The 24577-nt window shown below is 37.4% G+C and carries 25 protein-coding genes and 1 riboswitch; of the genes, 14 read left to right on the top strand and 11 right to left on the bottom strand.

Going from position 1 to position 24577, the window contains the following annotated elements; all coding sequences use genetic code 11:
- Position 1 precedes the first annotated feature (1 nt).
- Positions 2-955 (top strand): L-histidine N(alpha)-methyltransferase, encoded by a 954-nt coding sequence (locus tag ES711_RS02020; protein WP_146889213.1) that lies wholly within the window; start codon positions 2-4, stop codon positions 953-955.
- 35 nt (positions 956-990) lie between these two features.
- Here the strand turns inward: ES711_RS02020 and ES711_RS02015 are convergent, their stop codons facing one another.
- Positions 991-2223: a glycosyltransferase gene (locus ES711_RS02015; RefSeq protein ID WP_146889210.1), complete on the bottom strand. Its 1233-nt coding sequence runs from the start codon at positions 2221-2223 to the stop codon at positions 991-993.
- Between the two features lie 92 nt (positions 2224-2315).
- Complete coding sequence (locus ES711_RS02010; RefSeq protein ID WP_146889207.1) at positions 2316-2789, bottom strand: heme-binding domain-containing protein; 474 nt, start codon at positions 2787-2789, stop codon at positions 2316-2318.
- Positions 2790-3004: 215 nt separating this feature from the next.
- On the opposite strand from ES711_RS02010, the gene purB reads away from it, so the two are divergent.
- Positions 3005-4348, top strand: coding sequence for an adenylosuccinate lyase (gene purB, locus ES711_RS02005; RefSeq protein ID WP_146889204.1), 1344 nt, complete (start codon positions 3005-3007; stop codon positions 4346-4348).
- 3 nt (positions 4349-4351) lie between these two features.
- Positions 4352-4537: a hypothetical protein gene (locus tag ES711_RS02000; RefSeq protein WP_146889201.1), complete on the top strand. Its 186-nt coding sequence runs from the start codon at positions 4352-4354 to the stop codon at positions 4535-4537.
- 47 nt (positions 4538-4584) lie between these two features.
- Here the strand turns inward: ES711_RS02000 and ES711_RS01995 are convergent, their stop codons facing one another.
- The 4 genes from ES711_RS01995 to ES711_RS01980 are packed head-to-tail and all read right to left on the bottom strand — an operon-like array spanning position 4585 to position 6778.
- Positions 4585-5130 carry a DUF4252 domain-containing protein gene (locus ES711_RS01995; protein WP_146889198.1) on the bottom strand — a complete coding sequence of 182 codons (546 nt, stop codon included), beginning with the start codon at positions 5128-5130 and terminating at the stop codon, positions 4585-4587.
- 2 nt (positions 5131-5132) lie between these two features.
- Entirely contained in the window at positions 5133-5759 is a 627-nt protein-coding gene (locus ES711_RS01990) for a DUF4252 domain-containing protein (RefSeq protein ID WP_146889195.1), read from the bottom strand.
- 22 nt (positions 5760-5781) lie between these two features.
- Positions 5782-6282 carry a hypothetical protein gene (locus ES711_RS01985; RefSeq protein ID WP_146889192.1) on the bottom strand — a complete coding sequence of 167 codons (501 nt, stop codon included), beginning with the start codon at positions 6280-6282 and terminating at the stop codon, positions 5782-5784.
- Entirely contained in the window at positions 6269-6778 is a 510-nt protein-coding gene (locus ES711_RS01980; RefSeq protein ID WP_146889189.1) for an RNA polymerase sigma factor, read from the bottom strand. The genes ES711_RS01985 and ES711_RS01980 overlap by 14 nt, the downstream gene beginning before the upstream one ends.
- Before the next feature lie 151 nt (positions 6779-6929).
- On the opposite strand from ES711_RS01980, the gene ES711_RS01975 reads away from it, so the two are divergent.
- The gene (locus tag ES711_RS01975) at positions 6930-8414 is read left to right on the top strand and encodes a S41 family peptidase (RefSeq protein ID WP_146889186.1); all 1485 of its coding nucleotides are present in this window, start codon (positions 6930-6932) and stop codon (positions 8412-8414) included.
- 94 nt (positions 8415-8508) lie between these two features.
- Here the strand turns inward: ES711_RS01975 and ES711_RS01970 are convergent, their stop codons facing one another.
- The gene (locus ES711_RS01970) at positions 8509-9567 is read right to left on the bottom strand and encodes a YncE family protein (RefSeq protein ID WP_146889183.1); all 1059 of its coding nucleotides are present in this window, start codon (positions 9565-9567) and stop codon (positions 8509-8511) included.
- Positions 9568-9571: 4 nt separating this feature from the next.
- A complete protein-coding gene (locus tag ES711_RS01965) occupies positions 9572-11401 on the bottom strand; it encodes a TonB-dependent receptor plug domain-containing protein (RefSeq protein WP_146889180.1) in 1830 nt (609 codons plus the stop codon).
- Positions 11402-11430: 29 nt separating this feature from the next.
- Positions 11431-11645: riboswitch (cobalamin riboswitch) on the bottom strand.
- Between the two features lie 106 nt (positions 11646-11751).
- Between ES711_RS01965 and ES711_RS01960 the strand changes: the two genes are divergently transcribed.
- The 7 genes from ES711_RS01960 to ES711_RS01930 all read left to right on the top strand — a co-directional run bounded on the left by ES711_RS01960 (position 11752) and on the right by ES711_RS01930 (position 18267).
- Complete coding sequence (locus tag ES711_RS01960; protein ID WP_146889177.1) at positions 11752-12897, top strand: ABC transporter substrate-binding protein; 1146 nt, start codon at positions 11752-11754, stop codon at positions 12895-12897.
- A gap of 40 nt (positions 12898-12937) precedes the next feature.
- Positions 12938-13960, top strand: coding sequence for a FecCD family ABC transporter permease (locus ES711_RS01955; RefSeq protein WP_146889174.1), 1023 nt, complete (start codon positions 12938-12940; stop codon positions 13958-13960).
- A 1-nt stretch (position 13961) separates the two neighbouring features.
- Positions 13962-14756: an ABC transporter ATP-binding protein gene (locus ES711_RS01950; RefSeq protein ID WP_146889171.1), complete on the top strand. Its 795-nt coding sequence runs from the start codon at positions 13962-13964 to the stop codon at positions 14754-14756.
- Positions 14757-14872: 116 nt separating this feature from the next.
- The gene (gene rmuC / locus ES711_RS01945; protein ID WP_146889168.1) at positions 14873-16258 is read left to right on the top strand and encodes a DNA recombination protein RmuC; all 1386 of its coding nucleotides are present in this window, start codon (positions 14873-14875) and stop codon (positions 16256-16258) included.
- On the top strand, positions 16248-16814 hold the full coding sequence (locus ES711_RS01940) for an acyl-CoA thioesterase (protein WP_246139102.1): 567 nt from the start codon (positions 16248-16250) through the stop codon (positions 16812-16814). Before rmuC ends, ES711_RS01940 begins: the two co-directional genes overlap by 11 nt.
- Before the next feature lie 137 nt (positions 16815-16951).
- Positions 16952-17569, top strand: a complete 618-nt coding sequence (locus ES711_RS01935) for a transcriptional regulator (protein ID WP_146889166.1) — start codon at positions 16952-16954, stop codon at positions 17567-17569.
- Positions 17566-18267, top strand: a complete 702-nt coding sequence (locus tag ES711_RS01930; protein ID WP_146889163.1) for a DUF3307 domain-containing protein — start codon at positions 17566-17568, stop codon at positions 18265-18267. Before ES711_RS01935 ends, ES711_RS01930 begins: the two co-directional genes overlap by 4 nt.
- Positions 18268-18344: 77 nt before the next feature.
- On the opposite strand, the gene ES711_RS01925 is transcribed toward ES711_RS01930, so the two are convergent.
- From ES711_RS01925 to rpmH, 3 genes are all read right to left on the bottom strand, one after another.
- The gene (locus ES711_RS01925) at positions 18345-18743 is read right to left on the bottom strand and encodes a T9SS type A sorting domain-containing protein (RefSeq protein WP_146889160.1); all 399 of its coding nucleotides are present in this window, start codon (positions 18741-18743) and stop codon (positions 18345-18347) included.
- 147 nt (positions 18744-18890) lie between these two features.
- A complete protein-coding gene (gene carB / locus ES711_RS01920; RefSeq protein WP_146889157.1) occupies positions 18891-21743 on the bottom strand; it encodes a carbamoyl-phosphate synthase large subunit in 2853 nt (950 codons plus the stop codon).
- 97 nt (positions 21744-21840) lie between these two features.
- On the bottom strand, positions 21841-22002 hold the full coding sequence (gene rpmH / locus ES711_RS01915) for a 50S ribosomal protein L34 (RefSeq protein ID WP_146889155.1): 162 nt from the start codon (positions 22000-22002) through the stop codon (positions 21841-21843).
- Between the two features lie 264 nt (positions 22003-22266).
- Here rpmH and ES711_RS01910 point away from each other — a divergent pair, with 264 nt between their 5' ends.
- From ES711_RS01910 to ES711_RS01900, 3 genes are all read left to right on the top strand, one after another.
- Positions 22267-23142 carry a DUF6263 family protein gene (locus ES711_RS01910; RefSeq protein ID WP_146889152.1) on the top strand — a complete coding sequence of 292 codons (876 nt, stop codon included), beginning with the start codon at positions 22267-22269 and terminating at the stop codon, positions 23140-23142.
- Between the two features lie 3 nt (positions 23143-23145).
- The gene (locus ES711_RS01905) at positions 23146-23709 is read left to right on the top strand and encodes a tetratricopeptide repeat protein (protein WP_146889149.1); all 564 of its coding nucleotides are present in this window, start codon (positions 23146-23148) and stop codon (positions 23707-23709) included.
- 153 nt (positions 23710-23862) lie between these two features.
- The gene (locus tag ES711_RS01900; protein WP_146889146.1) at positions 23863-24576 is read left to right on the top strand and encodes a hypothetical protein; all 714 of its coding nucleotides are present in this window, start codon (positions 23863-23865) and stop codon (positions 24574-24576) included.
- Position 24577: the final 1 nt, after the last annotated feature.

Raw genomic sequence — 24577 nt, 5'->3', positions numbered from 1 at the left:
TATGAATACCAACTTTAAAAAAGATGTTGATCTTGGCCTAAGCGCCAGCTCTAAAACATTACCCTCAAAATATTTCTACGATAAAATTGGAGATGCTCTGTTCGTAGAAATCATGAACATGCCGGAATATTATCTGACCAAAGCCGAATTCGATATTTTTAAAAATCAAAATCAGGAGCTCATTAAGGCGCTGCAACTAAAATCGTCCACATTTTTTGAATTAGTAGAATTAGGAGCCGGTGATGGTACAAAAACGAAACAACTCTTGAAGGCGTTGGATAATCTAAATTATGATTTTGAATACCTGCCTATCGATATTTCTGAGCATGCACTTCATAACCTGGAAACGTCTGTGAAAGCTGAATTACCTAACGTTACTATCAGCCCGAAGCAGGGAGATTATTTTAATGTATTGGCTCATTTGAAAACATCTGAACATCCGCTTATTGTTCTTTTTTTAGGATCGAATATCGGCAACTTGCCCGATGCCTTGGCCAAAGAGTTTATTCAGAAACTAAATGACAATCTAAAAATTGGAGATCGCGTATTATTGGGTGTCGATTTGATTAAATCTAAAGACATCGTGCTTCCTGCATATAATGATGCCCAAGGAATTACCAAACGATTTAATATGAATTTATTGACCCGAATCAATACTGAACTCGGTGCCGATTTCGATTTGAATGGTTTTGACCACATTCCAGAATATACGGAGGAAGAAGGTATTGCAAGAAGCTTTTTAGTGAGTAATACAGATCAAACAGTGACGATCAGCAGCTTAAATAAATCGTTTCATTTTACAGAAGGAGAAAAAATTCATACTGAAACGAGCCGAAAATACAACGACCATATTTTGGAAGATATTTTGGGCCAATCCTCTTTAAAGGTTATCAACCGTTTGACCGATTCCAAAAACCTTTTTGCAGATTATATCTTAGAAAAAAAACCACTTTAAAACAGCTTTCTGGTGACTTTATAAATGCGGATAGATTAGCTATTTTTCGCCTCAATCCATTTGCTCATGTATTTGGTAGATTGCAGTGTATGATGCTGCAACATTTGTCCCGTAAAATTTTGCTGACGATGGGTTTCTAATTGCAACTGAAGCGTTCGGAGTGTGCTAAAAAATGAGCCATGAAATGTTCGCTTATCGTAGCGCTGCTTTAAAATGTTAAAACCAAAAGCCTGCTTTTCTTCCCACACGGTTTCTTGCTGATAGAGTTGCACTGCCTTATCCGCAAATAATTGTGGATCATTTGCTATATAGCCATTGGGTTCCAAATCAGCAAACATAGCTTCTGCCGCTATGGTGGTCATGACACAAGGTGTGCCGTTGAGCATGGCATCCACTAATTTTCCCTTAAGTCCCGCACCAAAACGTAAAGGGGCTAAACAGACTTTGGCATTCGCCATCACCTCATGTACATCTTCAGCAAATCCTTTAATTAAAAATCCGCTAGCCTCCTGATGGAGTTGATTTACTTTTTGTGAAGCATAGGCGCCATACACCTGCAACTGGGCCTTGGGTAATTGTTGTCTAATCAATGGCCAAATAGTTTCCTTTAAATACAAAATCCCATTATAATTGGGCTCATGAAGAAAATTACCAATGGTTATAAAATCTTGTCGTTGCTGATATAATGGCAACTTTCCAATGAATTCTTCCGAAATCGGATCCAACAGGAAGGGCAAATAGACTAATAAATTTTCAGGCACCTTAAATTCCTCCTTCAAAATGGCCATTTCAACTTCTGAAATGATTAAGGAGAGATCACATCGGTACATACTGGCAATTTCTCGTTTGGCATGCGTATTAAAAAGATAGGACCGATCAAAGGCGACGCCGTCTTTAAAAGCCTGTTGGCGCCCTTTTCTCAAGGCGTGTAAATCTTCAGTATCTAGCACCCTGACTGCATTTGGACACTGTTCCGATACGCGCCACCCAAATTGTTCCTCGGTCATAAATCGGTCAAAAAGCACGACATCCGGATTGTAACTTTTAACGAAATGATCAAAACTGGGCTGATTCATCTCAATATGGGCCTGCACAATACCAATTTCAGAAAGATCAAACGCATTATCACTCTTGGCACAGGCGCTTGCAAAAAGAATCTCATAATCTTCCTTTTGAAATCCTTGAATAAGTTGTATCATCCTACTTCCTGCGGCAGAACTTTTGGGTTCAGGCCAAACATGCCCAATAATCAGTAATTTCGGTACCATAAAATGAGTGAGATTAAAAAATTGAAATTTCAAATTCTATAATGACGCCAATCGCAATTAGAATTTGGAATGTAAGCAGATGAGTCGTATTTCTATTGTGGTTGTGGAGCTAAGCTGTATTTAAGACGCACTTGTTTACCCCAATCTACAACGGCAGCTATTTGGGCATCAGTCAATTTTGCTTCAGCGTGGGTATAGGTATAGGACTCGAGGGGCATCTCCTTACGTTCAACCATTTCAATCAATTCTTCAAACTTATGGTCTTTCTTTTTCACCGAATAGTTGTCCCAAGCCGAGATGTTAAAATGCTTTTTACCGTCTTCAATATGATCCGCCAACCAAAAATTTAACGGGGTAATTTCATTATACCACGGATACGTAGTGACATCACTATGGCAATCAAAACAGGTTGTTTTTAAAATTGTAGACACTTCTTCGTTGGGATTGGTGTCTTTCAAAAATGATTCGAACGATGCTGTGCTGCCTACATTTTCTTCAGGATCTATAAACTGGGCTGCGACAAAAACAATCAGAACTGCAACCAATAGGATTTTAAAAATTTTCATCGGTGTTTATTTTATGGTTAAAAGTATAAAAAAACCTTGAGTTATGCCTTATAAAAACGAGATCGCTACTAGGATTTTCGAACAGTTATATTCAATTTAAAGCATGGGGAACCCATTCTTACAATTTCAACAACCAACTATTTAATCTCTCCGCTTCTAACTTTCTTTCTTATCTTTGCAGCTTCATTAAACACAACTAAAAAACAACACAACCAATGTCATTAACATCTTTAAATGCCATCTCTCCGATTGATGGAAGGTACAGAAACAAAGTCAATAGTTTAGCTGATTATTTCTCTGAAGAAGCACTGATTAAATATCGGGTTCAGGTAGAAATCGATTATTTTATCGCGTTATGCGAATTGCCTTTGCCACAACTGAAAGATTTTGACGCCACTAAATTTGACGATTTAAGAGCTATTTACACCAACTTCTCTACGGAGGATGCCTTGGCCATTAAAGAGATTGAAAACGTGACCAACCACGATGTAAAAGCAGTTGAATATTTTATTAAAGAAAAATTTGACGGTCTTAATCTCAATCCTTTTAAAGAATTTATCCATTTCGGATTGACCTCTCAGGATATTAACAATACGGCTATTCCTCTGAGTATTAAGGAGGCTATGAATGATGTGTATGTTCCAGAATATAGAAACGTGGTTAAAAAATTAAAAGCGCTTTCAGAAGAGTGGGCAGACATCCCAATGTTAGCGCGTACACACGGACAACCCGCCTCTCCCACCCGATTAGGAAAAGAGATTTCCGTATTTGCGGTGCGCTTGGAAGAACAATTTAATTTATTGAATGATATCCCTAGTGCCGCTAAATTTGGTGGGGCTACTGGCAATTTTAACGCCCATAAAGTGGCCTATCCGTCTATTGACTGGAAAGCGTTCGGAAAGGAATTTGTACAAGGTAAATTAGGTTTACAGCATTCTTTCCCAACCACACAAATTGAACATTATGACCATATGGCTGCGTTGTTTGACAATCTTAAACGCATCAACACCATTCTTATAGATTTGGATAGAGATTTCTGGACCTATGTGTCTATGGATTACTTTAAACAAAAAATTAAAGCAGGAGAAGTGGGCAGTAGCGCCATGCCTCACAAAGTGAATCCTATCGATTTTGAAAACAGTGAAGGCAACTTAGGTATAGCCAACGCTATTTTTGAGCATTTATCCGCAAAACTTCCCATTTCAAGATTACAGAGAGATTTAACGGATAGTACTGTTTTAAGAAATGTGGGCGTGCCTTTCGGACATACACTTATTGGTTTCAAAAGCACCTTAAAAGGCTTGGATAAATTAGTATTAAACGAACCAAAATTTAAAGAAGATCTGGAAAATAACTGGGCGGTTGTGGCAGAAGCGATTCAGACCATTTTAAGAAGAGAGGCGTATCCTAATCCTTACGAAGCCTTAAAAGGTTTAACCAGAACCAATACAAAAATTGATCAAAAGTCGATTTCTGACTTCATCAATACTTTGGATGTTTCCGAAGACATTAAAACAGAACTTAAACAAATTACCCCGAGCAATTACACGGGCATATAAATCATGACACACGTAGACTTCATTGCGCGTACGCTTACTGGAATAATTGCATTTGGATTTTTAATAGCAGCTATTTTTGATGTACTTGATTATGCTATTGTGAAGTTTTTGTTGTTTATCCTCTTTGGCGGTATAGTAACAGGAATATTTATCAGCCTATATAAAAACGGAAATCACCCAGAAGCATAAAGCTTTTGGGTGATTTTTTTATTTTTTATAAATTTTGGGTTTTTTCTTTATTTAAAGAATTCCTTAAATTGACTAAGCTGAGAATCGTCAATGGACGCTTTGTCCAATGCAGAAGCTAAAGTCATAATCTTATTAGGATTCATCTCACTTCCCAATACTCTGACCACAGCAAAACCTTTATTTTCCATATTTCCAAAGACTATAAATTCTTCGATATCATCTTCCTCTCCTAAAAACTTGATGATAAATTTTCCATCTTCTGGATTCCCTCCGCGCATCAATTCTTCATACTTAGGATTGGCCAAAATTGTATTAACTTCTGCTAATTCCGCCTCGTACTCCGCCTTGTTGTCCGGCTTTATTTTATAAGCCAACATGTTCAGTTTTTTAATAGATTCATAAGCGTCCTTTTGATCGTCACTCAATTGCATTTTATCAATATTGAGCATGCTCAGTGGCACATCAATAGATAAAAAGTTAGGCTGCTCTTGGTTGTCTACATAATACGTTTGTAATGTGGGCTCCTGGTTGCAACTAAATAGTGTCACTGCCACTAACAATAGTCCTGTCAGATTTTTGATTGCTATTTTCATCCTTATTGTTTTTTACCTTTACTGGCTTTTTCAAGATGTTCGCCACCTGGCACATTCATTTTACTGGTAATTTTAGAAATCTCTCTCAAATCGATATCGCCAATAATAGACACTACAATTGTTTCAATATCTCTTTTTTCGCCATTGATTTCAATCTTCGCATCTTGAGTCAATTCTTTTAAACCATTTATATACATCAACAATTCTTTTACATGGTTTTCATCACGTCCTTCCTTAACGTAAAACTTTACGGTTTGATTACCATCTTTAAAACGCATCAACTCATCCAACTTTGCTGAGCCAATATATTTTTCAGCATCAGCAGCAAGGTTTGAAGAAATTGTCTTATCTCCCGTACTCAATACTTTTATACTTTCAACCTTTTTAACCATATCTAAAAACCCTTGGGCTTCCGGATCGTCCAGATCTACATCAATAGTAGCAATCATTTTAAACATCTTTTGACTGATTACTCCTGAGGTTACACCTTTCATGGACTCATATTTACTAAAAAAACTTTGTCCAAAAGAGAGCATTGGTGCGACCATAAGCGCCAGTACTAAAATTGCTTTTTTACTCACGTCTTTTCTACCTTTTAAATAGTCAAGAACAGTTGTTACATTTTTCATAATTCTTCTTTTTTTAATCGTGTTAGTTATATCTAATTATTCTTTTTGCTGTGTTTTGAAAATCCTTGAGATAACCAAGATTCCCAGCGCCTTCATTCAGCTTTAAAGACACTAATTTAAAAGCTTCTAAATTTGAAGTTCCCTGATTCATTTTTGAAGACACCAAACTAAAAACAGCAATAGTTTGATTATAGGCTAATAATTCTTCATGACTCAAATCTTCTAAAGTTGTTTTTTGATGCATTTGTTCCATCTGAAAATAAGCACCAATAGAAATGGCAATTACCGCTGCAACGGCAATCCATTGGTATGTTTTATTGCGTTTTGGCTGTAAGGGCAACTCTTTTGTAAATTGTTCTTCTTTAGTCACGGACACATATTGAAATAAAAGTCTATAAGATTCCAAATGTGGCGCCACATCTTCCTCCTTAGCAAAATAGGCTCTTATTTGAGCTTCTTCAGCTAATGAGGTTTCAGCATTGTCATACTTTTCTAACAGTTGCTCTATATTATCTAAGGCCATAGCTATGTTTATTTGTCAATTGTTCCCGTATTGTTTTTCTCGCTCTAGAAAGCGCTACTCTTACCGCAGTTTCATTCATGTCTAACACTTTTGCGATATCGCTAAAATCATAGTCTTCAATATCTCTGAGCTGTACAATTATTTTTTGCTGTTCTGGAAGTTCATCCATAATTTTGGATACCCAGTGCACACTATCCGTGTTTTCAATCTGCTGTTGCAAAGACACATTGTGATCTTGATAATTGCTGTGCACAATCTTCAAATTTTGTGCCTGTTTTGATTTTAATCGGTCCAAACACAAATTTTTAGTCATCGTCATCGAAAAGGCTTCTACATTAGCATATTTCTCAATACTATTATTGTTCTTCCATAATTTCAATAAAATTTCCTGTGTGGCATCTTCGGCCTCTTCCTTAGAGACCAATAGACGCTTTGAGAGCCTATAAATCTTATCCTTAAAAGGCATTACCAATTTTAAAAAATTAGTTTGTGTCATTATGGTTAGTTTATAACAAGTGAGTTAGACCTGTATATGTTTACGACGAAACAGTTCTAATTTTGTTACAATTAATTTTTATTTAATAATAATGGTGGTAAATTTAGAGCAAAATAACGCTCCTAGTTATTATATTGAAAAAGAAAAATCTATGAGAATTTTAAAAATTGCCCTGTTTGCACTTGTTGTATTCACTTTTAACACAAGCTGCTATGAAGACAAAGATGATAATATTGACAACATCCCGGAAGAAACGAAAGTTAATGAAGTTAACGATTTTGTTTGGAAAGCGATGAACATATTTTATCTCTACAAAGATCAAGTACCAAATTTAGCCGATACCCGTTTTGAAACTGACAAAGCGTATGCGGACTATCTAAACAGTTTTTCTAAACCGGAAGACCTGTTTGAAAGTTTAATTTATCAACGAGAGGTGGTGGATCGTTTTAGTTTTATTACTTCGGATTATATTGCTTTAGAACAACAATTTGCCGGGGTTTTTAAAAGTAATGGTCTCGAATTTGATTTTTACAGACAACCACAAGATCCCAACGCAGTATTTGGCCTCGTGCGTCTGGCATTAAATGATAGCCCAGCAAGTATGGCTGGCGTAAAACGTGGACAGATTTTTAATGCGATTAACGGCGTGCCGATGACCGTAGATAATTTCGCTTCCTTATTAGGACCTGATACCTACACTTTAAATTTTGCAGAATATGACACCAATAATACTGCTACGGCAGATGATGATAAAGTGGTATCTAATGATAAAAAAGCTACAGTGACCAAAATAGAATACAATGAAAATCCTATTCATATTTCAAAAGTATTGCAAGTTAACGGACAGAAAATTGGGTATTTAATGTACAATGGATTTACCAGAAATTATGACAAACAATTAAATGCTGCTTTTGGCGACTTCAAAGCGGCTGGAGTTCAGCATTTGGTATTGGATCTAAGATATAATGGTGGTGGCTCAGTAAATACCGCAGCACTTTTAGCAAGCATGATTACTGGTCAGTTTACCGGTCAAGTGTTTTCTAAATTAGTCTATAATAAAAATCTGCAGTCTGAAAACACCTCCTTTAACTTTAGAGACACTGCTACTGAAGCGGGTGGCACTATCAACTCTCTTAACTTATCTAAGGTATATGTGTTGACCACAAACCGAACTGCGTCTGCTAGTGAGTTGATCATCAATAGTCTTTCTCCTTATATTGACGTTGTTCAAATTGGTGGAAAAACTACTGGAAAATCGCAGGCTTCAATCACCTTATATGATTCTGAAAATTATGATCGCGCTAACGCCAATCCAAACCATACCTATGCCATTCAACCTTTAGTGGCCATGTCGATCAACAAAAATGATCAACCTGTAGCGCCAATGGGAATAGAAAGTGCTTTAGCGCAGTTTAGAGTTAGAGAAGTTGTCAACAACCTAGGTGTTTTAGGAGATGTGAATGAGCCGTTTTTAGCGATAGCTATTGCGGACATTACTGGAAGTAACCGTCCTGCTCCATCTGAAATAGACCGACAATTGGTGCCGTTAAAGAATACTGTGGAAGCCAAATTATTGGATAACGATATGTACATCACAGCTGATGATCATATTTCAATTTTCTATAATCTGAAATAGATTACATCCCCTATAGAAAATGAAAAAAACCGCTCTTCAGCGGTTTTTTTTATTTTAATAACTACAGTATATAGTCACAAGTTCACCCTAATCATTAATTAAAATAGATCCCGCTCGGAATAATTCCGACCTCAACGGAGTTTTTAGAGGTATTGGTAGATAAATCAAAAGTTTTTAGGGTACCATTTGCAGTATAATTTCCAGCATCTACACCGTACAATACACCCTCATTAATGGTCATGTAATTAAAATTAACTCCTGTAAATTCTGGTGTTGATGGAACGCTTTTGATCCCTGTGTCAAATTTATAAACACTGCCGTTCATATAAAAATACATCGCGTTGCCGTAAGCTAAGTGCGCTGGATGTTGGTCTTTTGCGAATGCTAAAGAAGACGTTACCGTATTGGACGTAGGGTTGATCACACTCAATTCTCCTGCAGTTTCATCATTGGTCCAAGCTGGTTTCCCCTCTGCCAATACATAAAGTTGACCTAGAGCATCAAACACCATGGAATTTGGAATATCGCCCACAGTTATTGTCTTTAAAACACTGGCATTGGCATCGATAACCGTTACAATATTATTTTGACCATAGCCGCCTTTATGTGCCACATAAGCCGCTGTACCGTTTGATACTATTCTCTCAGGACCCTCGCCAACAGCTACTGTAGTGATCACATCATTGCTTTGTAAATTAATTACGGCAACAAAGTCGTCATCTGGATCGTTACCATCACCCCAATTGGTCACATACCCTTTTCCTAACAATATGGTCATATAGCGTGGATTATTCAATCCGGAATTAATCGTAGCAACAGACTCAAAAGTGTATCGGTTGACTACCTCAATTTTTTGGGAATTGTTGACAATAATGTAGGCAAGGTCTTCATGAAAGGTGATACTTTGAACAGTATCTCCTAACAATTTCCCATTAACGGTTGAAAAAATTGTTGGCTCAGAAATTGAAAAATCGTTTGAAACAAAAGATACAGAACCATTACCTTGATTGAAATTACCTTCGTTGGTAATCAAAATACCATCTTCATAAGCGCCACTGGCAATTGGTAAATTTGTGTTGTCGTCATCATTGCTACATGAGAATGCTAACATAGCAAGAGATAATCCTAAGATTACATGTTTTTTAAGTGTCATAAATTTAAAATTTTAGAGTTAATTGTAATTGATAATTTCGATTGGGCATAGGCCTAAGTGCCACATTTTCGTAAGGACTATTATAGATATTATTGATATTAAACTGCAGAATAGTTGCTAGATTATCGAACATGGTGTAATGGTAGGATAAGCCTAAATTGCCTACATTATAACCTTGTAACTGTCCTCCAATAATAGCCACTTCGCCATTAATCAGATGCTGATAAAACAGCTCCATAGCTTTATAACCATAACTCAGGTTCACACTGGCTTTATGAAATGGTACGTAAATAAGTTGCTGGTCTGTTTCTGCATTTTCAGAAACTGTATAAGAATAGCCCGAATTCAGATTGAACTGATGACCATTAAGATGATACTTAAGAATAAGTTCCAATTCCGCACCATAATTTCGCACCTTACTAACGTTTTGCGGCCTAAATAACCCCGTATGATCTGGAACCCATTGGATCATGTCTTTGGTTTTGATGTAGTACGTATTGAATTTGACATCCATAAATCGGGATGAGAATTCATGTCCTAAGTCCACTTGATAGGACAATTCTGGTACCAGCTCCAAATTACCTCCCGGATTCCAATACAAATCATTAAAAGAAGGCACTCTATAATTCTTGGAACCATTTATTTTAATGGCATAAGACCTATTTATACGATATTCGGCATCTGCTGAAAACACCACAGGACTCGAAAACCCAGAGGTAAACTCTTTTCGAATGTTCACCCCATAGTTAAAAACTTCGGATAATTGATGACGCCATAATCCCGTGGTAGAAAATGCATCCCGACTAGGATTACCAAAGCTATCACCATCTGCAGAGTATTTTGAAAATTCTAAAACACTACGCACTTCAATGGCGCTATTAAGCTTATAGTTGAGCGTATGATTTCCAATAAAACTTGCCACATTTCCGAAAGAATACCTATCCGCATCTTTATTTTCGAAGTATTTAAACGCCTCAAAAAGATGTACTACTTTTAATTTTGAAGTAAAATCATTTTGAAACATACCCCACTCAAGCATCGACCTGTAATTGGTATCCTCATAGCGCGATTTAGAAGGTGCAACGCGGGTTCCCGAAAAATTACGATCGCCAATATAACTTTGATGATACAGTTTTAAAACATTTTTTTTATCTATAAAGTACCCTGCATTCAGGTTGAAGCTAAGATTATTAAATTGGCCGTTTAGATTCCTTTGACTTGACCCTAAATATTTATAATCATTTTCAGAATCGACATATCCAACACCGAGATTTAGAGACCACTGGTCCTCACCGGTAGAAAGTCGGTAATTGGCTCGCTTGGTATCAAAGCTGCCATAACCCATCCGGATCGTATGATCAGTATGTGTGTTGAATGTTAGCGCATTACTCAAATGCACACTGCCTCCAATGGCTCCACTGCCGTATTGCACACTGCCTCCTCCACTTCTAATCTCTACTGCATCATAATTAAAGGTATTGAACGTATTAAAATCGACCTGACCGTTAAGCTGCGAATTGATATTTATGCCATTCCAAACCACGGCAGTTTGCGAAGCATTCGTCCCTCTAAATGATACTGATGAGACCATTCCATATCCATTTTCATTAAAATAAAGATTGGAGTTATAGCGTAACACATCAGTCAGAGTACCGTTATTTTTTTGCAATACAGAATCGGTAAGCACAGTGATTTTATGACCTTTAGCATACAATTTTAATTTGTTATCGCTTAAAACCACTTCATCCAATTGTTGAATGGAATCCAATTGTGCTTGGGCAATTGTGGAATTACCAATAACAAAAACTAAGAAAATATAAAACAGTCTTTTCATATTCTTAAGGCTCTTTACCCGAAAGCCGCTCGTGATGGATGAGATTGGCAGGTCTCCTGACTTGTTTTATGATACAATACCTTCCCAGTGTTAACCAGTGGCAATTGAAGTGTGTAACATCTCAATTTGAGTTGCCCATAACTTGGACAAAAACTTACAGTTGCGGGAACAGCCCTGGATTTTAACCAGATTCCCTTTTAATCGGCAGAGTTGACTTTGCCGAACCAAAATTCAGTGCAAAATTAAACATTTTAAATGGAATCTGATGAGTGCAATGCAAGGTTTTAAAAATGGCGCTGCATTGAAATCAATTAATTAATCTTAAATTTGACACTCAAAATCAAAACGCTTTGAAAACTTTTTCCTTAATATTTCTATTTTTATTCCTTGTAAACTGCAAGGAAAAAACTACCAACAAAAATCTTAATGAAGCACCTATTGCCCAACAAGAGAAGTTGTTGTATGCTACAGGGTTTTCAATTGAAGATTTTCAAGATTTTAAAGTCTTAACCATTAAAAATCCTTGGCCAAAATCTGAACAAACCTTTCGATATGCGTTAATCAGCAAAGAGATGGCATCTAAAATCACTTTAAACAAAGATGATTATGATGGTATTTTAATTACACCAATTGAAAAAATTGTCGTCACCTCCACCACTCACATCCCAGGCTTGGAATTATTAAATGTTGAGAACACACTGATTGGTTTTCCAGGCACCGATTATGTGTCGTCAGAAAAGACTCGTGCCTTGATTGATGCGGGAACCATTAGAGAACTGGGAAAAAATGAAAGCATTAATACCGAAGTGCTCTTAGAACTCCGACCTGAAGTAGTCATCGGATTCGGTATTGATGGCAACAATAAAACCTTTGACAATATTCAAAAAGCCGGAATCCCGGTCATTTTTAATGGCGAATGGATTGAAGCTTCCCCTTTGGCAAAAGCCGAATGGATTAAGATATTTGGCGCGCTTTACAATAAGAAAAAAGAAGCAGACGCTATCTTTGAGACCATTGCAGCTGATTACACTGAAGCAAAAGCTATTGCCCAACAAGCTAATAATCAGCCCACCGTTTTAAGCGGCGCCATGCATAAAGATATCTGGTATTTACCAAGCGGCACGAGCTCTGAAGCGATTTTATTAAAAGATGCCAATGCCAATTATTTATATAGTGATACCACTGAAAAAGGCAGTTTGTCCCTCAGTTTCGAAACTGTTTTTGAGAAAGCGAAAGACGCTGATATTTGGATCAGTCCCTCCTTCTATCCGAGTTTGGAAGCACTTGAAAAAGCCAATGCCCACTATACAAAATTTAAAGCCTTTAAAACAGGACAAATGTATTCATTTGTCTCTACTACAGGAGCTACGGGCGGAGTTTCCTATTTTGAAATGGGTATGGCACGACCGGATTTAGTTTTAAAAGATTTGATTAAAGTTTGCCATCCTGAACTTATGGAAGATTACGAGCCTTACTTTTTTAAAAAATTAAACTAACCACACGCATTTACGCCTTCCCTTCACTAAAAAAATCTGTTTGAATACCAACTACACATATCCCTTTATAAGTTTGATAGCCTTGCTCATCATCTTTTTCTTTGTAAACATTAGTTTGGGCTCTGTGTCAATTCCTACATTAGAAATTTTTAAAAGTCTGATGGGCAGCATTGATAATGAATCATGGCAATACATCATTCAAGATTACCGTTTACCAAAAGCATTTACGGCCATTTTAGTAGGATCTGGTTTAGGTATATCAGGATTATTAATGCAAACCCTATTTAGAAACCCACTCGCTGGACCATTTGTTTTGGGTATTAGTTCTGGCGCGAGTTTAGGTGTGGCGTTAGTCATCTTGGGTTCAGGGCTTTTTGGAGGGGTCTTTGCCAGTTTACTCACCTCAAAATGGAGCGTTGTAGTTGCCGCAAGTTTGGGGAGTTTTTTAGTATTGCTCGCGGTTATGATCGTTTCCACAAGGGTTAGGGATACCATGGCCATCCTGATTATTGGTTTGATGTTTGGTAGCATCACCTCAGCGGTAGTGAGCGTCCTCTCCTATTTTAGTTCAGCGGAAGAATTGCAACAGTATATTTTTTGGGGATTTGGTAGTTTGGGCAATCTCTCTTGGAGCGAGCTGTTTATCTTTTTCTTAATTTATTTAGCGGGGATTTTAATGACGGTGATTTCAATTAAAGGACTCAACACCTTATTATTAGGCGAAAATTACGCCAAAAGCATGGGCCTTAAACTAAAACAAAGTCGCTTGCTCATCATTATAGCCACAAGTTTATTGGCAGGAACCATTACCGCGTTTGCAGGTCCCATTGCGTTTATCGGATTAGCCATTCCGCACATCACACGTCAAATATTTCATACCTCCAATCATAAAATTCTGTTGCCAGCAGTTTTTTTATTAGGCGGCATCGTGATGCTTATTTGTGATAGTATTGCGCAATTACCAAACAGCGACTATACGCTGCCCATTAATGCTATAACTTCTTTGGTTGGTGCGCCAGTAGTCATTTGGCTATTAACTCGAAAACGTAAAATGTTCTTTTAAAGTGTCAAAACAACAATCGCATATCGTCCTTGAAACTAAAAATTTATCCGTTGGCTATGCTTCTAAAAAAGGCACCCAGGTCATTGCGGATGCGATCAATATAGCGCTACACAAAGGCGAATTGGTCGGATTGGTGGGTGCGAATGGGATTGGGAAATCGACCTTGTTAAGAACCTTGACCACAGTTCAAAAACCTTTAGAAGGCGTAATTTATATCAACTCCAAAGCCATTACCGACTACGCGACGGTAGAACTGGCAAAGCAATTGAGTTTAGTGCTCACTGAACCAATTGCTTCAAAAAATTTATCCGTATTTGAGTTGGTGGCTTTAGGAAGACAACCCTATACAAATTGGGTGGGAAATTTATCTGATACTGATCTTAAAATTATTGAGCAAGCACTCCAGCAGACCAATATTATGGGACTGAGAGATAAAAAATGCTTCGAATTAAGTGATGGGCAACTTCAAAAAGTAATGATTGCCAGAGCGCTAGCTCAAGACACAGATTTGATTATTTTAGATGAGCCTACTACTCATTTAGACATGTATCACAAGGCTTATATTTTGAAATTATTGCAAAAATTAGCTCAAGAAACTGGTAAAACCATTCTATTTTCTTCTCACGAAATAGATCTGGCCATTCAATTGTGCGATACTATGATTGTCATGAGCAACACAATGGTTGTTTCTGGCACCCCATGCCAGCTGATTGCCAACGGAACCTTTAACACCTTGTTCCCTAAAGATTTGATTGCTTTTGACCCAACAACAGGGAGCTTTAAGGTGAAAAAATAGCCTGCTCAAAGCCTCGCCATCTCTATTTTTACATTTTATATTTCACCGTTATCTTCTATGCTAAGCCATGGGACGTCCTATAAAAAAATCTATCTTTGGTAAAATTGAATTTTTAAATGAACGACTATCTCATTCTCATCATAGCGATTCTTGTGGCTGCTGGCATTGGCGCCTATATTGGGATGACCATTTCCGGACTCAAAAGCAAAGGCGAACAGAGCGCACTCGAAGAGCGCATTATTAATCTGCAAGAGCAACTTCAAGATGGCAAGCAACAGCATGCCTTGGAAGTACAAAAAACGGAACAGCATTATGGAGCACAGCTAGTTTCCTTAAAAGAGACACTTGATAAATTAGAACAAGACCGGGAAAATATCCGCAGGGAAAAAGACTTTCTCAACACGGAATTGACACGGAAACAGGCCGATTTTCACAATCTCACTCTTAAGAACCAAGAGCAAAAAGCTGAAGTAGAAAAATTACAGGAAAAGTTTACTACAGAATTTGAAAATTTAGCCAATAAAATTCTGGACGAAAAATCGAGTAAATTCACGCTTCAGAATAAAGAAAATATTGATGCGATTTTAAAACCTTTACAAGACAAAATTCAGCATTTTGAGAAGCGCGTGGAAGAAACCAATAAGGAAGATATTACGAGAAGTGCTGACTTGCGCCGTCAAATTATAGGATTGACGGAATTGAATGAACAAATGAGCAAGGAGACGACCAATTTAACCAAAGCGTTAAAAGGCGATACCAAAATGCAGGGAAATTGGGGGGAATTGGTTTTGGAACGCGTGATGGAGCGTAGCGGACTCCAAAAAGATAGTGAGTATTTTGTACAACAAAGTTTCACCACAGAAGAAGGTAAACGGGTGATGCCCGACGTCGTAATTTCATTGCCTGGCGATAAAAAAATGATTGTAGATTCTAAAGTATCCTTAGTGGCTTATGAACGCTACATCAATGAAGTTGACGAATCTGAACGGGCTACCCATTTAAAAAATCATTTACTATCCGTAAGAAAACGGGTGAGCGAATTGGGCGAGAAAAACTACCACCAACTCTACGAGATAGAAAGTCCGGATTTTGTGTTGCTATTCATACCTATTGAATCCGCTTTTGCCATTGCCTCTATGGAATATCCTGCTCTGTATAGTGATGCCTTTGAAAAAAATATTATTATTGTGACACCCACTACCCTACTGGCCGTTTTAAAAACCATTGACAGTATGTGGCAAAATGAGAAACAAAAAGCCAATGCCATAGAAATTGCGACACAGGCCGGCCGACTGTACGATTCTTTTGTTAATTTAACTGACGAATTGATTAAAGTGGGCAACCAACTTGGTACAGTTCAAAAATCGTACGACAATGCGATGGTAAAACTAACCGGAAAAGGCAATTTAGTGAAACGAGTCGAAACGCTTAAAACACTAGGCGCCAAAGCCAGCAAACAACAAAACGATAAGTTATTGAAACGCGCTATTGATGATGAATAAGTTACAAGACGAAAAGAAATACAAAAAAGTAGACGCTTCCAGAATTTTGATTTCTGAACTGATGCAACCCTCTAATTCCAATTTTAACGGCAAAATCCATGGGGGCTATATCCTCAATTTAATGGATCAAATTGCTTTTGCCTGTGCCTCAAAACATTCTAAAACCTATTGTGTAACCGCCTCTGTAGATACGGTGGACTTTCTTAACCCTATAGAAATTGGTGAGTTGGTCACTATGAAAGCTTCGGTAAATTACGTTGGCAATACCTCCATGGTGGTTGGGATTCGCGTGGAAGCTGAAAATATAAGAACGGGAGTCGTAAAACATTGTAATTCGTCCTATTTTACAATGGTGGCGAAAGACGACGACGGAAATTCAGTTGAAGTTCCGGGATTGATTTTAAATGACAAACAAGAAATTAGACGTTTTCTAAAAAGTCTGAAACGTCTTGAAATGAAGCGCTATAGAAAGAAAGAATTTGAAGAAAAGGATTTCTCTCCCAACGATTATTTACATATTCTTGAAGGGTATAAGGTAAAAGTAAGCCTTAGCTAATTTTTTTATATCGGAAATATGCGATATATTTGAATATCACTTAATATAATGATATTTTAAATTATCAATCAAATAGATGATAATTACGAATATCAAGTCTTTAGAAGATAATTAGATTTAGCATCAAATCAACGCCGATGACGAGTATATTGACAGGAGATATTATCCAATCACGAACTATTAAAGATTCGGAGGTATGGCTATCGGTTTTAAAAGATGCTTTATCAATATCTGCAAAAAACATTAGCGATTGGGATATTTATAGAGGCGACAGCTTTCAACTAGAAACCCCAAGCATTGCCGAAAGTCTTAAGGCCGCTATATACATTAAAGCCTGTATCAAAATGATAAAAGGCTTAGACGTGCGGATTGCCATAGGCATTGGCGACAAAACCTTCACGGGTAAAAGTGTGGTGGAATCTAATGGCGAAGCTTTTCAGTACTCCGGTGAAACACTTGAGCAACTCAAAAAGGAAAAAGTAAACCTCAAAATAAAAACCAACAATCCACAACTGGACGAAGAGCTTAATTTATACTTTAAATTGGCTTTAACCATTATGGACCATTGGACAGCCAATTCGGCCGAAATTGTCAAATTGCACCTAGAGCAACCACAGGCGCTACAGGAAGACTTAGGGAAACATTTGGGGATTAATCAGAATGCCGTAAGCAGCCGCCAGAAACGTGCGCATTTAGATGTTATAATGCAATTAGAGGGGCTCTACCGTAAAAAGATAACACACTTACAGCTATGATCTTGATAAAACTTCTATTAGCACATCTTATCGGCGACTTCTTCTTACAACCTACATCTTGGGTGAAAGAAAAAGAGAAATTAAAATTGCGATCGCCAAAACTTTATGTGCACGTCCTCATCCATATGGCCCTACTATTTCTGATTCTTTGGGACGTTTCAAAATGGCCAATTATCCTTATCATCGGTGTTTCCCATTTTATCATAGATGCTCTTAAACTACTCTTGCAAACAAAAAAAAACAAGCGGCTTTTATTCTTTATTGATCAACTCCTCCATAGTGCAGTACTAGTAGCCATCTATTGGATGGGAGTGTCAAAAGATGGATTTTTAACCTCACTTTTAACGGATCACACCCTAATCATTTTAACCTTTATCCTCTTCTTAACACTTCCTGTTTCCATCATAATGAAAACCATTTTTATGAAATGGGACATTTCCAAACTCACTGAGGGCAATGAATCTCTAAAAGATGCAGGCATGTATATTGGGATTTTAGAACGTATTTTGGTATTTGTATTCGTCATTTTAAATCATTGGGAAGCTGTGGGATTTTTGATTACGGCAAAATCAGTATTTAGATTTGGCGATTTAAAAGAATCTAAGGAACGAAAACTTACAGAATACATCCTAATTGGCACGTTAATCAGTTTCGGAATTGCAATTCTCACAGGAATCTTGTATCGAATGGTTGTCTGACCCAACCGCATAAAAAAACCACCAAATTGGTGGTATTATAGTATGTTAAAGCGCAATTCAAAATTGAGAATCTTCCTTTATTGTTTGATAAACCGTTTGATATGATTGCCATTGTCTGATGATATTTTAACCAGATACACACCGTCGTTCCATTTGGAGACATCAATGGTGCTTGATAATTTAGACAAAGCCTTGGTCATGATCTTATTGCCCAAGACATCAAAAACTTCCAATTTCACATTCGTAAGCCCTTTGGGCACTATTAATTGAAATCTAGAGTTTGCAGGATTAGGGGTCATCTTAAAATCATTCAAATCGCCTTGATCCTGATCAAAAATAACCGTTTGAGATCCAGGTTTATAATTATCATCCATAACGGAAACATTATCAAACTCTACGTTAAGCCTCACATTGTTGTGAGCAAAACTAGAAGAGATTAATAAAAAACCCAAAAGGGATAACGTAATTTTTTTCATAGACAACCCATTTTCAAAAAGTGAGAATTTACTTTATTCTTAAACCTAATAAAACAGCATTAGGTCTGAAATATCGCACAGCATCTTGCTAATAATCACTAAATTACAAATTATTAGCAAGATAAACTCGTGCGTAATCAATTTTTATTATTTGCTCAAGTACATTTTACGTCTTGAATATAGGTTATAAAACTCATCATCCTTTAAACTGTCAATAAATAAGATACTTTCTCCAGTACTTTTCATTTCAGGTCCCAATTGTTTATTCACATTAGGAAACTTGTTAAAAGAGAATACAGGTTGCTTAATGGCAAAACCTTCCAATTGCGGATTGAAATTAAAATCGGTCACCTTTTTCTCACCCAACATGACTTTAGTTGCATAATTGACATAAGGTTCTTTATACGCTTTCGCAATAAACGGTACGGTTCTGGAAGCCCTTGGATTGGCTTCAATGATGTAAACCACATCATCTTTTATCGCAAATTGAACGTTTATCAAACCGACTGTATTTAAAGCCAAGGCAATTTTTTTAGTATGATCCTTAATTTGTTGTAATACAAACTCCCCTAAGTTAAACGGTGGTAAAGTCGCATTACTGTCTCCCGAGTGCACCCCACACGGTTCAATATGCTCCATAATTCCTATGATATACACATTTTCGCCATCGCAAATAGCATCCGCTTCGGCTTCAATAGCACCATCTAAATAATGATCTAATAGCAATTTATTGTTCGGCATGCTACGGAGTAAATTCACCACATGCTCTTCCAATTCGTCTCTATTGATAACAATTTTCATGCCCTGACCTCCAAGAACGTAAGAAGGACGCACCAAAATCGGGAATCCCAAATGGTCTGAAATCGCCAATGCTTCATCTGCGGTAGTAGCTACATCAAATTCTGGGTAAGGAATGTTATTTTCTTGCAATAATTTTGAAAAACTTCCTCGGTCTTCAGCTAAATCTAGCGCTTCATAAGTTGTTCCGATAATTTTAATACCATAACGGTCTAATTTCTCCGCCAGTTTCAACGCTGTTTGTCCCCCTAATTGAACAATTACCCCCTCTGGTTTTTCATGTCGAATGATGTCATAAATATGCTCCCAGAACACCGGTTCAAAATACAATTTGTCTGAGATATCAAAGTCTGTCGATACCGTTTCTGGATTACAGTTGATCATGATGGTTTCATAGCCGCATTCTGAAGCCGCCATCACCCCGTGAACACAGCAGTAATCAAATTCAATACCCTGACCAATTCGGTTAGGACCTGATCCTAAAACAATAACTTTCTTCTTGTCACTGACCACACTTTCATTCGCGGAAACCCGTGTACCATCTGGCGATTCCATTTCATTTTCAAAAGTAGAGTAGTAATATGGAGTTTGTGCTTTAAACTCGGCAGCACATGTATCTACCAATTTATAAACCCGGTTTATTTTAAGTTCTTCACGTTTGTTATACACCTGACTTTCCAAACAGTCCAACATATGGGCAATCTGTCTGTCACCATACCCTTTTTGTTTTGCCTCCAACAGCAAATCGCGCTCAATGGTATTAATGGTAAACGTTGAGATTTCCTTTTCCAGATGGTGCAATTCTTCATATTGCTTTAAAAACCACATGTCAATTTTAGTGATTTCATGAATGCGGCTCAAAGGAATTCCCATTTGAATGGCATCATAAATCACGAACACACGGTCCCAACTTGCGTGGGTCAATTTGTCGATAATTTGATCATAATCTTTATAGCCTTTTCCATCAGCACCAAGTCCGTTGCGTTTTATTTCTAAGGATTGGGTCGCTTTGTGAAGCGCCTCCTGGAACGATCGTCCAATGGCCATAACCTCACCAACAGATTTCATTTGAAGACCTAGGGTTCTATCAGAACCTTCAAACTTATCAAAATTCCAACGTGGAATTTTCACAACGACATAATCTAAAGTCGGCTCAAACAAGGCAGACGTCGATTTTGTAATTTGATTGCTCAATTCATCTAAGTGATACCCGATGGCCAATTTTGCAGCAATTTTAGCGATAGGATACCCTGTAGCCTTACTCGCTAAAGCAGAAGATCGGGACACACGAGGGTTGATTTCAATTGCAATAATGTCTTCATTTTCATCAGGACTCACCGCAAATTGCACGTTACACCCACCGGCAAAATCACCAATACTACGCATCATATGGATGGCCATATCGCGCATCCGTTGGTAAGTGGTGTCCGATAAAGTCATCGCAGGCGCAACTGTAATAGAGTCCCCAGTGTGAATCCCCATTGGATCCATATTTTCGATGGTACAGATAATGACAACATTGTCGTTTCTATCGCGCAATAACTCCAATTCATATTCTTTCCATCCAATCAAAGCCTTGTCAATCATCACCTCATGGATTGGCGAAACCTCCAACCCTCGGGTTAACAATTCATCAAACTGATCTTCCGTATGCACGAAAGATGCCCCTTCGCCACCAAGTGTAAATGAGGCTCTAATCACCAAAGGAAATCCAAATTTTTGAGCAATTTCCTTTCCTTCCAAATAAGATGTTGCGGTAGCTTGAGGCGCCATTGGCACACCAATTTTAAGCATTAATTCTCTAAATTCTTCCCGGTCTTCAGTAATGTTAATGGCATTAATATCCACCCCAATCAACTTGACACCAAAATCACTCCAGATGCCTTTTTCATCCGCCTGAATACATAAATTAAGTGCGGTTTGTCCACCCATAGTTGGTAAAACAGCATCAATTTGAGGATGCTCCTTTAAGATTTGAATGATGGATTTTGTAGTGAGCGGCAATAAATACACATGATCTGCCATAGTAGGATCAGTCATGATGGTGGCCGGATTTGAATTGATGAGAATAGTTTCTATCCCATCTTCTCTAAGTGAACGTAAGGCTTGGGTACCAGCGTAATCAAACTCGCAAGCTTGTCCGATTACAATTGGTCCTGAGCCAATTATAAGTACAGATTTGATGTTTTTATTTCTAGGCATTTTGATGGATTTTGTGTTGCAAAAATAAATAGGATTTGGGTACAAAAAAAGGCGTTACACCTAAGTAACACCTTAATATATTAACAATTGTCAATCATTATCTTTTATGTCTTGTCTCTGAAGATACAGATAATTTTTTTCTTCCTTTTGCTCTTCTACGTGCAAGGACCTTTCTACCATTAGCAGAAGCCATTCTTTCTCTAAAACCGTGTTTGTTTTTTCTCTTTCTTTTTGATGGTTGAAACGTTCTTTTGCTCATTGTCTTATATCTTTAAAATAATCTTGTATAGTCTAAAATATGTGATGGATTCTTTCTCCAAAACTGCGGGCAAATATACAAAGACTTTTGACTCTGACAAATCTAATTTTAAAATATTTTAATGATTTATTATTCTACTCAATTTAACGGTAAAAATACAGTAAATAATACCGCTGCAAAGCGACTAATAAGCTTAAATATGAATGACAACTTAAAAAAAATTAGTTTCTTTGTGTTTTTAAAAAAGATCCCATACCTCCATTTATGAAAGCTGTTATTTTTTTGCTCGTTTTTATCTCATCCTTAAGCCTTAGCGCGCAAAAGAGGCTTGACTATAATCTTAAGGTGAACGATGCATTTAAGGTGGAGCAGCAAGCAAAACAGCATATCACCCAAGATATTCAGGGCGTAGATCAAATTATCGATAACAATTTAAAGAGCACGATGCAGTTTAAGGTGATAAAAGTGACCCAGGACATTATTACTTTAGAAATGGTGTTTACCCACATGCAAATGACCATGAGTTCACCAACACTTGGCGAACTGCTTAATGCAGATACAGCCATTGCTGATGACCCGGATATGACTTCGAAAATGTTTAGAGGCACCCTAAACATCCCGGTAACTATGGTGATGGAAAAAACGGGGAAAATTCAGTCCATTTCTGGGGGGGACAACTTAATTGCCGCAATGTTTAAAGCGGCGGACATTACTGACAATGCGGCTATAGAAGCCAACAAGGCACAATTTGAAAAGCAATTTGGTAGTGAAGCCCTTTCTAACAGCTTTGAGCAAATGACCTATTTTTTACCAGCAAAACCAGTGCGTGTGGATGAGACATGGATAAATGCCTATCAGGGCGATTTGAAATCTCAAAACCAATGGCGATTGAAAACGCACAACGAGAACGCATACGAACTTTTAGGCACCGCCACCACCACTATGTCTAACATTGACGAAAACGTGACCATGGTGCTTACTGGGACTCAAGAGACCATTATCCATGCCGATTCTAAAACTGGGCTTTTTAAAAACATCACCGTCAGCGGAGAATATGTGGGAGACACCCAAATTCATGCGGCAAATATGACTATACCTACTAAAATCACTTCTACAATTACTTATAAATTATTAAATTAAATCATGTACAATAAAAATTTAAAACTTGTTATTACTGGATTAATCTTAGCTTTTGCTGTTTATCAATTTACTGAAGGCTATATTGGTAATGGTATTATGCTCATTTTGTTTTCGTCAATATTTGTGTTTTTATATTTTAAGAACGAATTTATCCTTTTGGCATTTTTGAAACTGCGTAAACAAGATTTTGTTGGAGCAAAAGGCTGGTTGGACAAGATTAAAAATCCATCAACGGCATTGGTTAAAAAACAGGAAGGTTATTACAATTATCTGCATGGTATCATGGTATCACAAACCAACATGAATGAAGCGGAAAAGTATTTCAAGAAGGCACTTACCTTTGGCTTGGCCATGGATCACGATATGGCTATGGCAAAATTAAACCTTGCCGGAATTGCCTTTAGCAAAAGACGCCCACAGGAAGCGAAGATATTATTGAGTGAGGCACAGAAACTGGATAAGCGGGATATGTTGGCAGACCAAATAAAAATGATGAAAGACAGTATGAAAAAAGCCCAAATGCCTAACCAACATTACGGCGGAAACAGACAGGGCAGGAGACGTTAAGCAGAATAGCAATAATTTTGATTAAGATAATTTACGCAAGCACTTCTTTGGAAGTGCTTTTTTTATGCACTTGTTTTCTTGCGCCTTGTCGACAAGTTTTGATATTGTTAAAAACAAGCCGTAAATTGAAGATTATTGAATTAAAGAGATTACATGGCCATAAAAAAACTACGCACTCTTTTACTTTTACTCTTTTGTCCACTCCTTTTCGCCCAAGAGAAAAAAGTGTACTTTGACGATGCCTTAGCTCAGCATTTAAGTACTTTTAATACCCAATCAGATTTAGCAATTAAGAATCAGCAACCCGAACACGTGGATGTGCTGTTTGACACTTTAGTAGAAAAGCACCTGAGGAACACTTATATTTCTGACTTGAAATTTAGGAAAACTTCAGGAGGCAAATTGTATACCGAAACATTAGATCAGCCTTTTTTATTGATTACCAAAAATTCGGCAATTATACAGAAGAGGGCAGAAATTATTAAAATTAATGAAATTGCCAGCCAATATAAGGATCGATTAGTGGTAATTGTGGTCTATTGGGACACAAAACGCACCGCCAAAAAGAAAGCGCGACGCTATAACAACAACGTCATCGTAGTCTATGCGGATGAACGCCACAACAAATTAAACCGTACGCTTTCCGTTTATAAGCATTCATTTGGCGTACCAACCTGTTTCTACATTAATGAGGACAAACAGGTTTATGATATTGATCGAAAATTTTTTCTTAAAAACATAGACGCTTCAACAAAAAAGCTATTCATTGAAAGAACACAAAACAGTATCGCTCAATTATTGGAAACTCAACCTATCCATAGGTCTCCACAGGAAAATAGTGAAGTAATCGTAACAGATGAGCCTTAAC

Source organism: Gelidibacter salicanalis (assembly GCF_007997285.1).
Lineage (GTDB): Bacteria > Bacteroidota > Bacteroidia > Flavobacteriales > Flavobacteriaceae > Gelidibacter > Gelidibacter salicanalis.
This window is presented reverse-complemented; position numbering and strand designations above follow the sequence as displayed.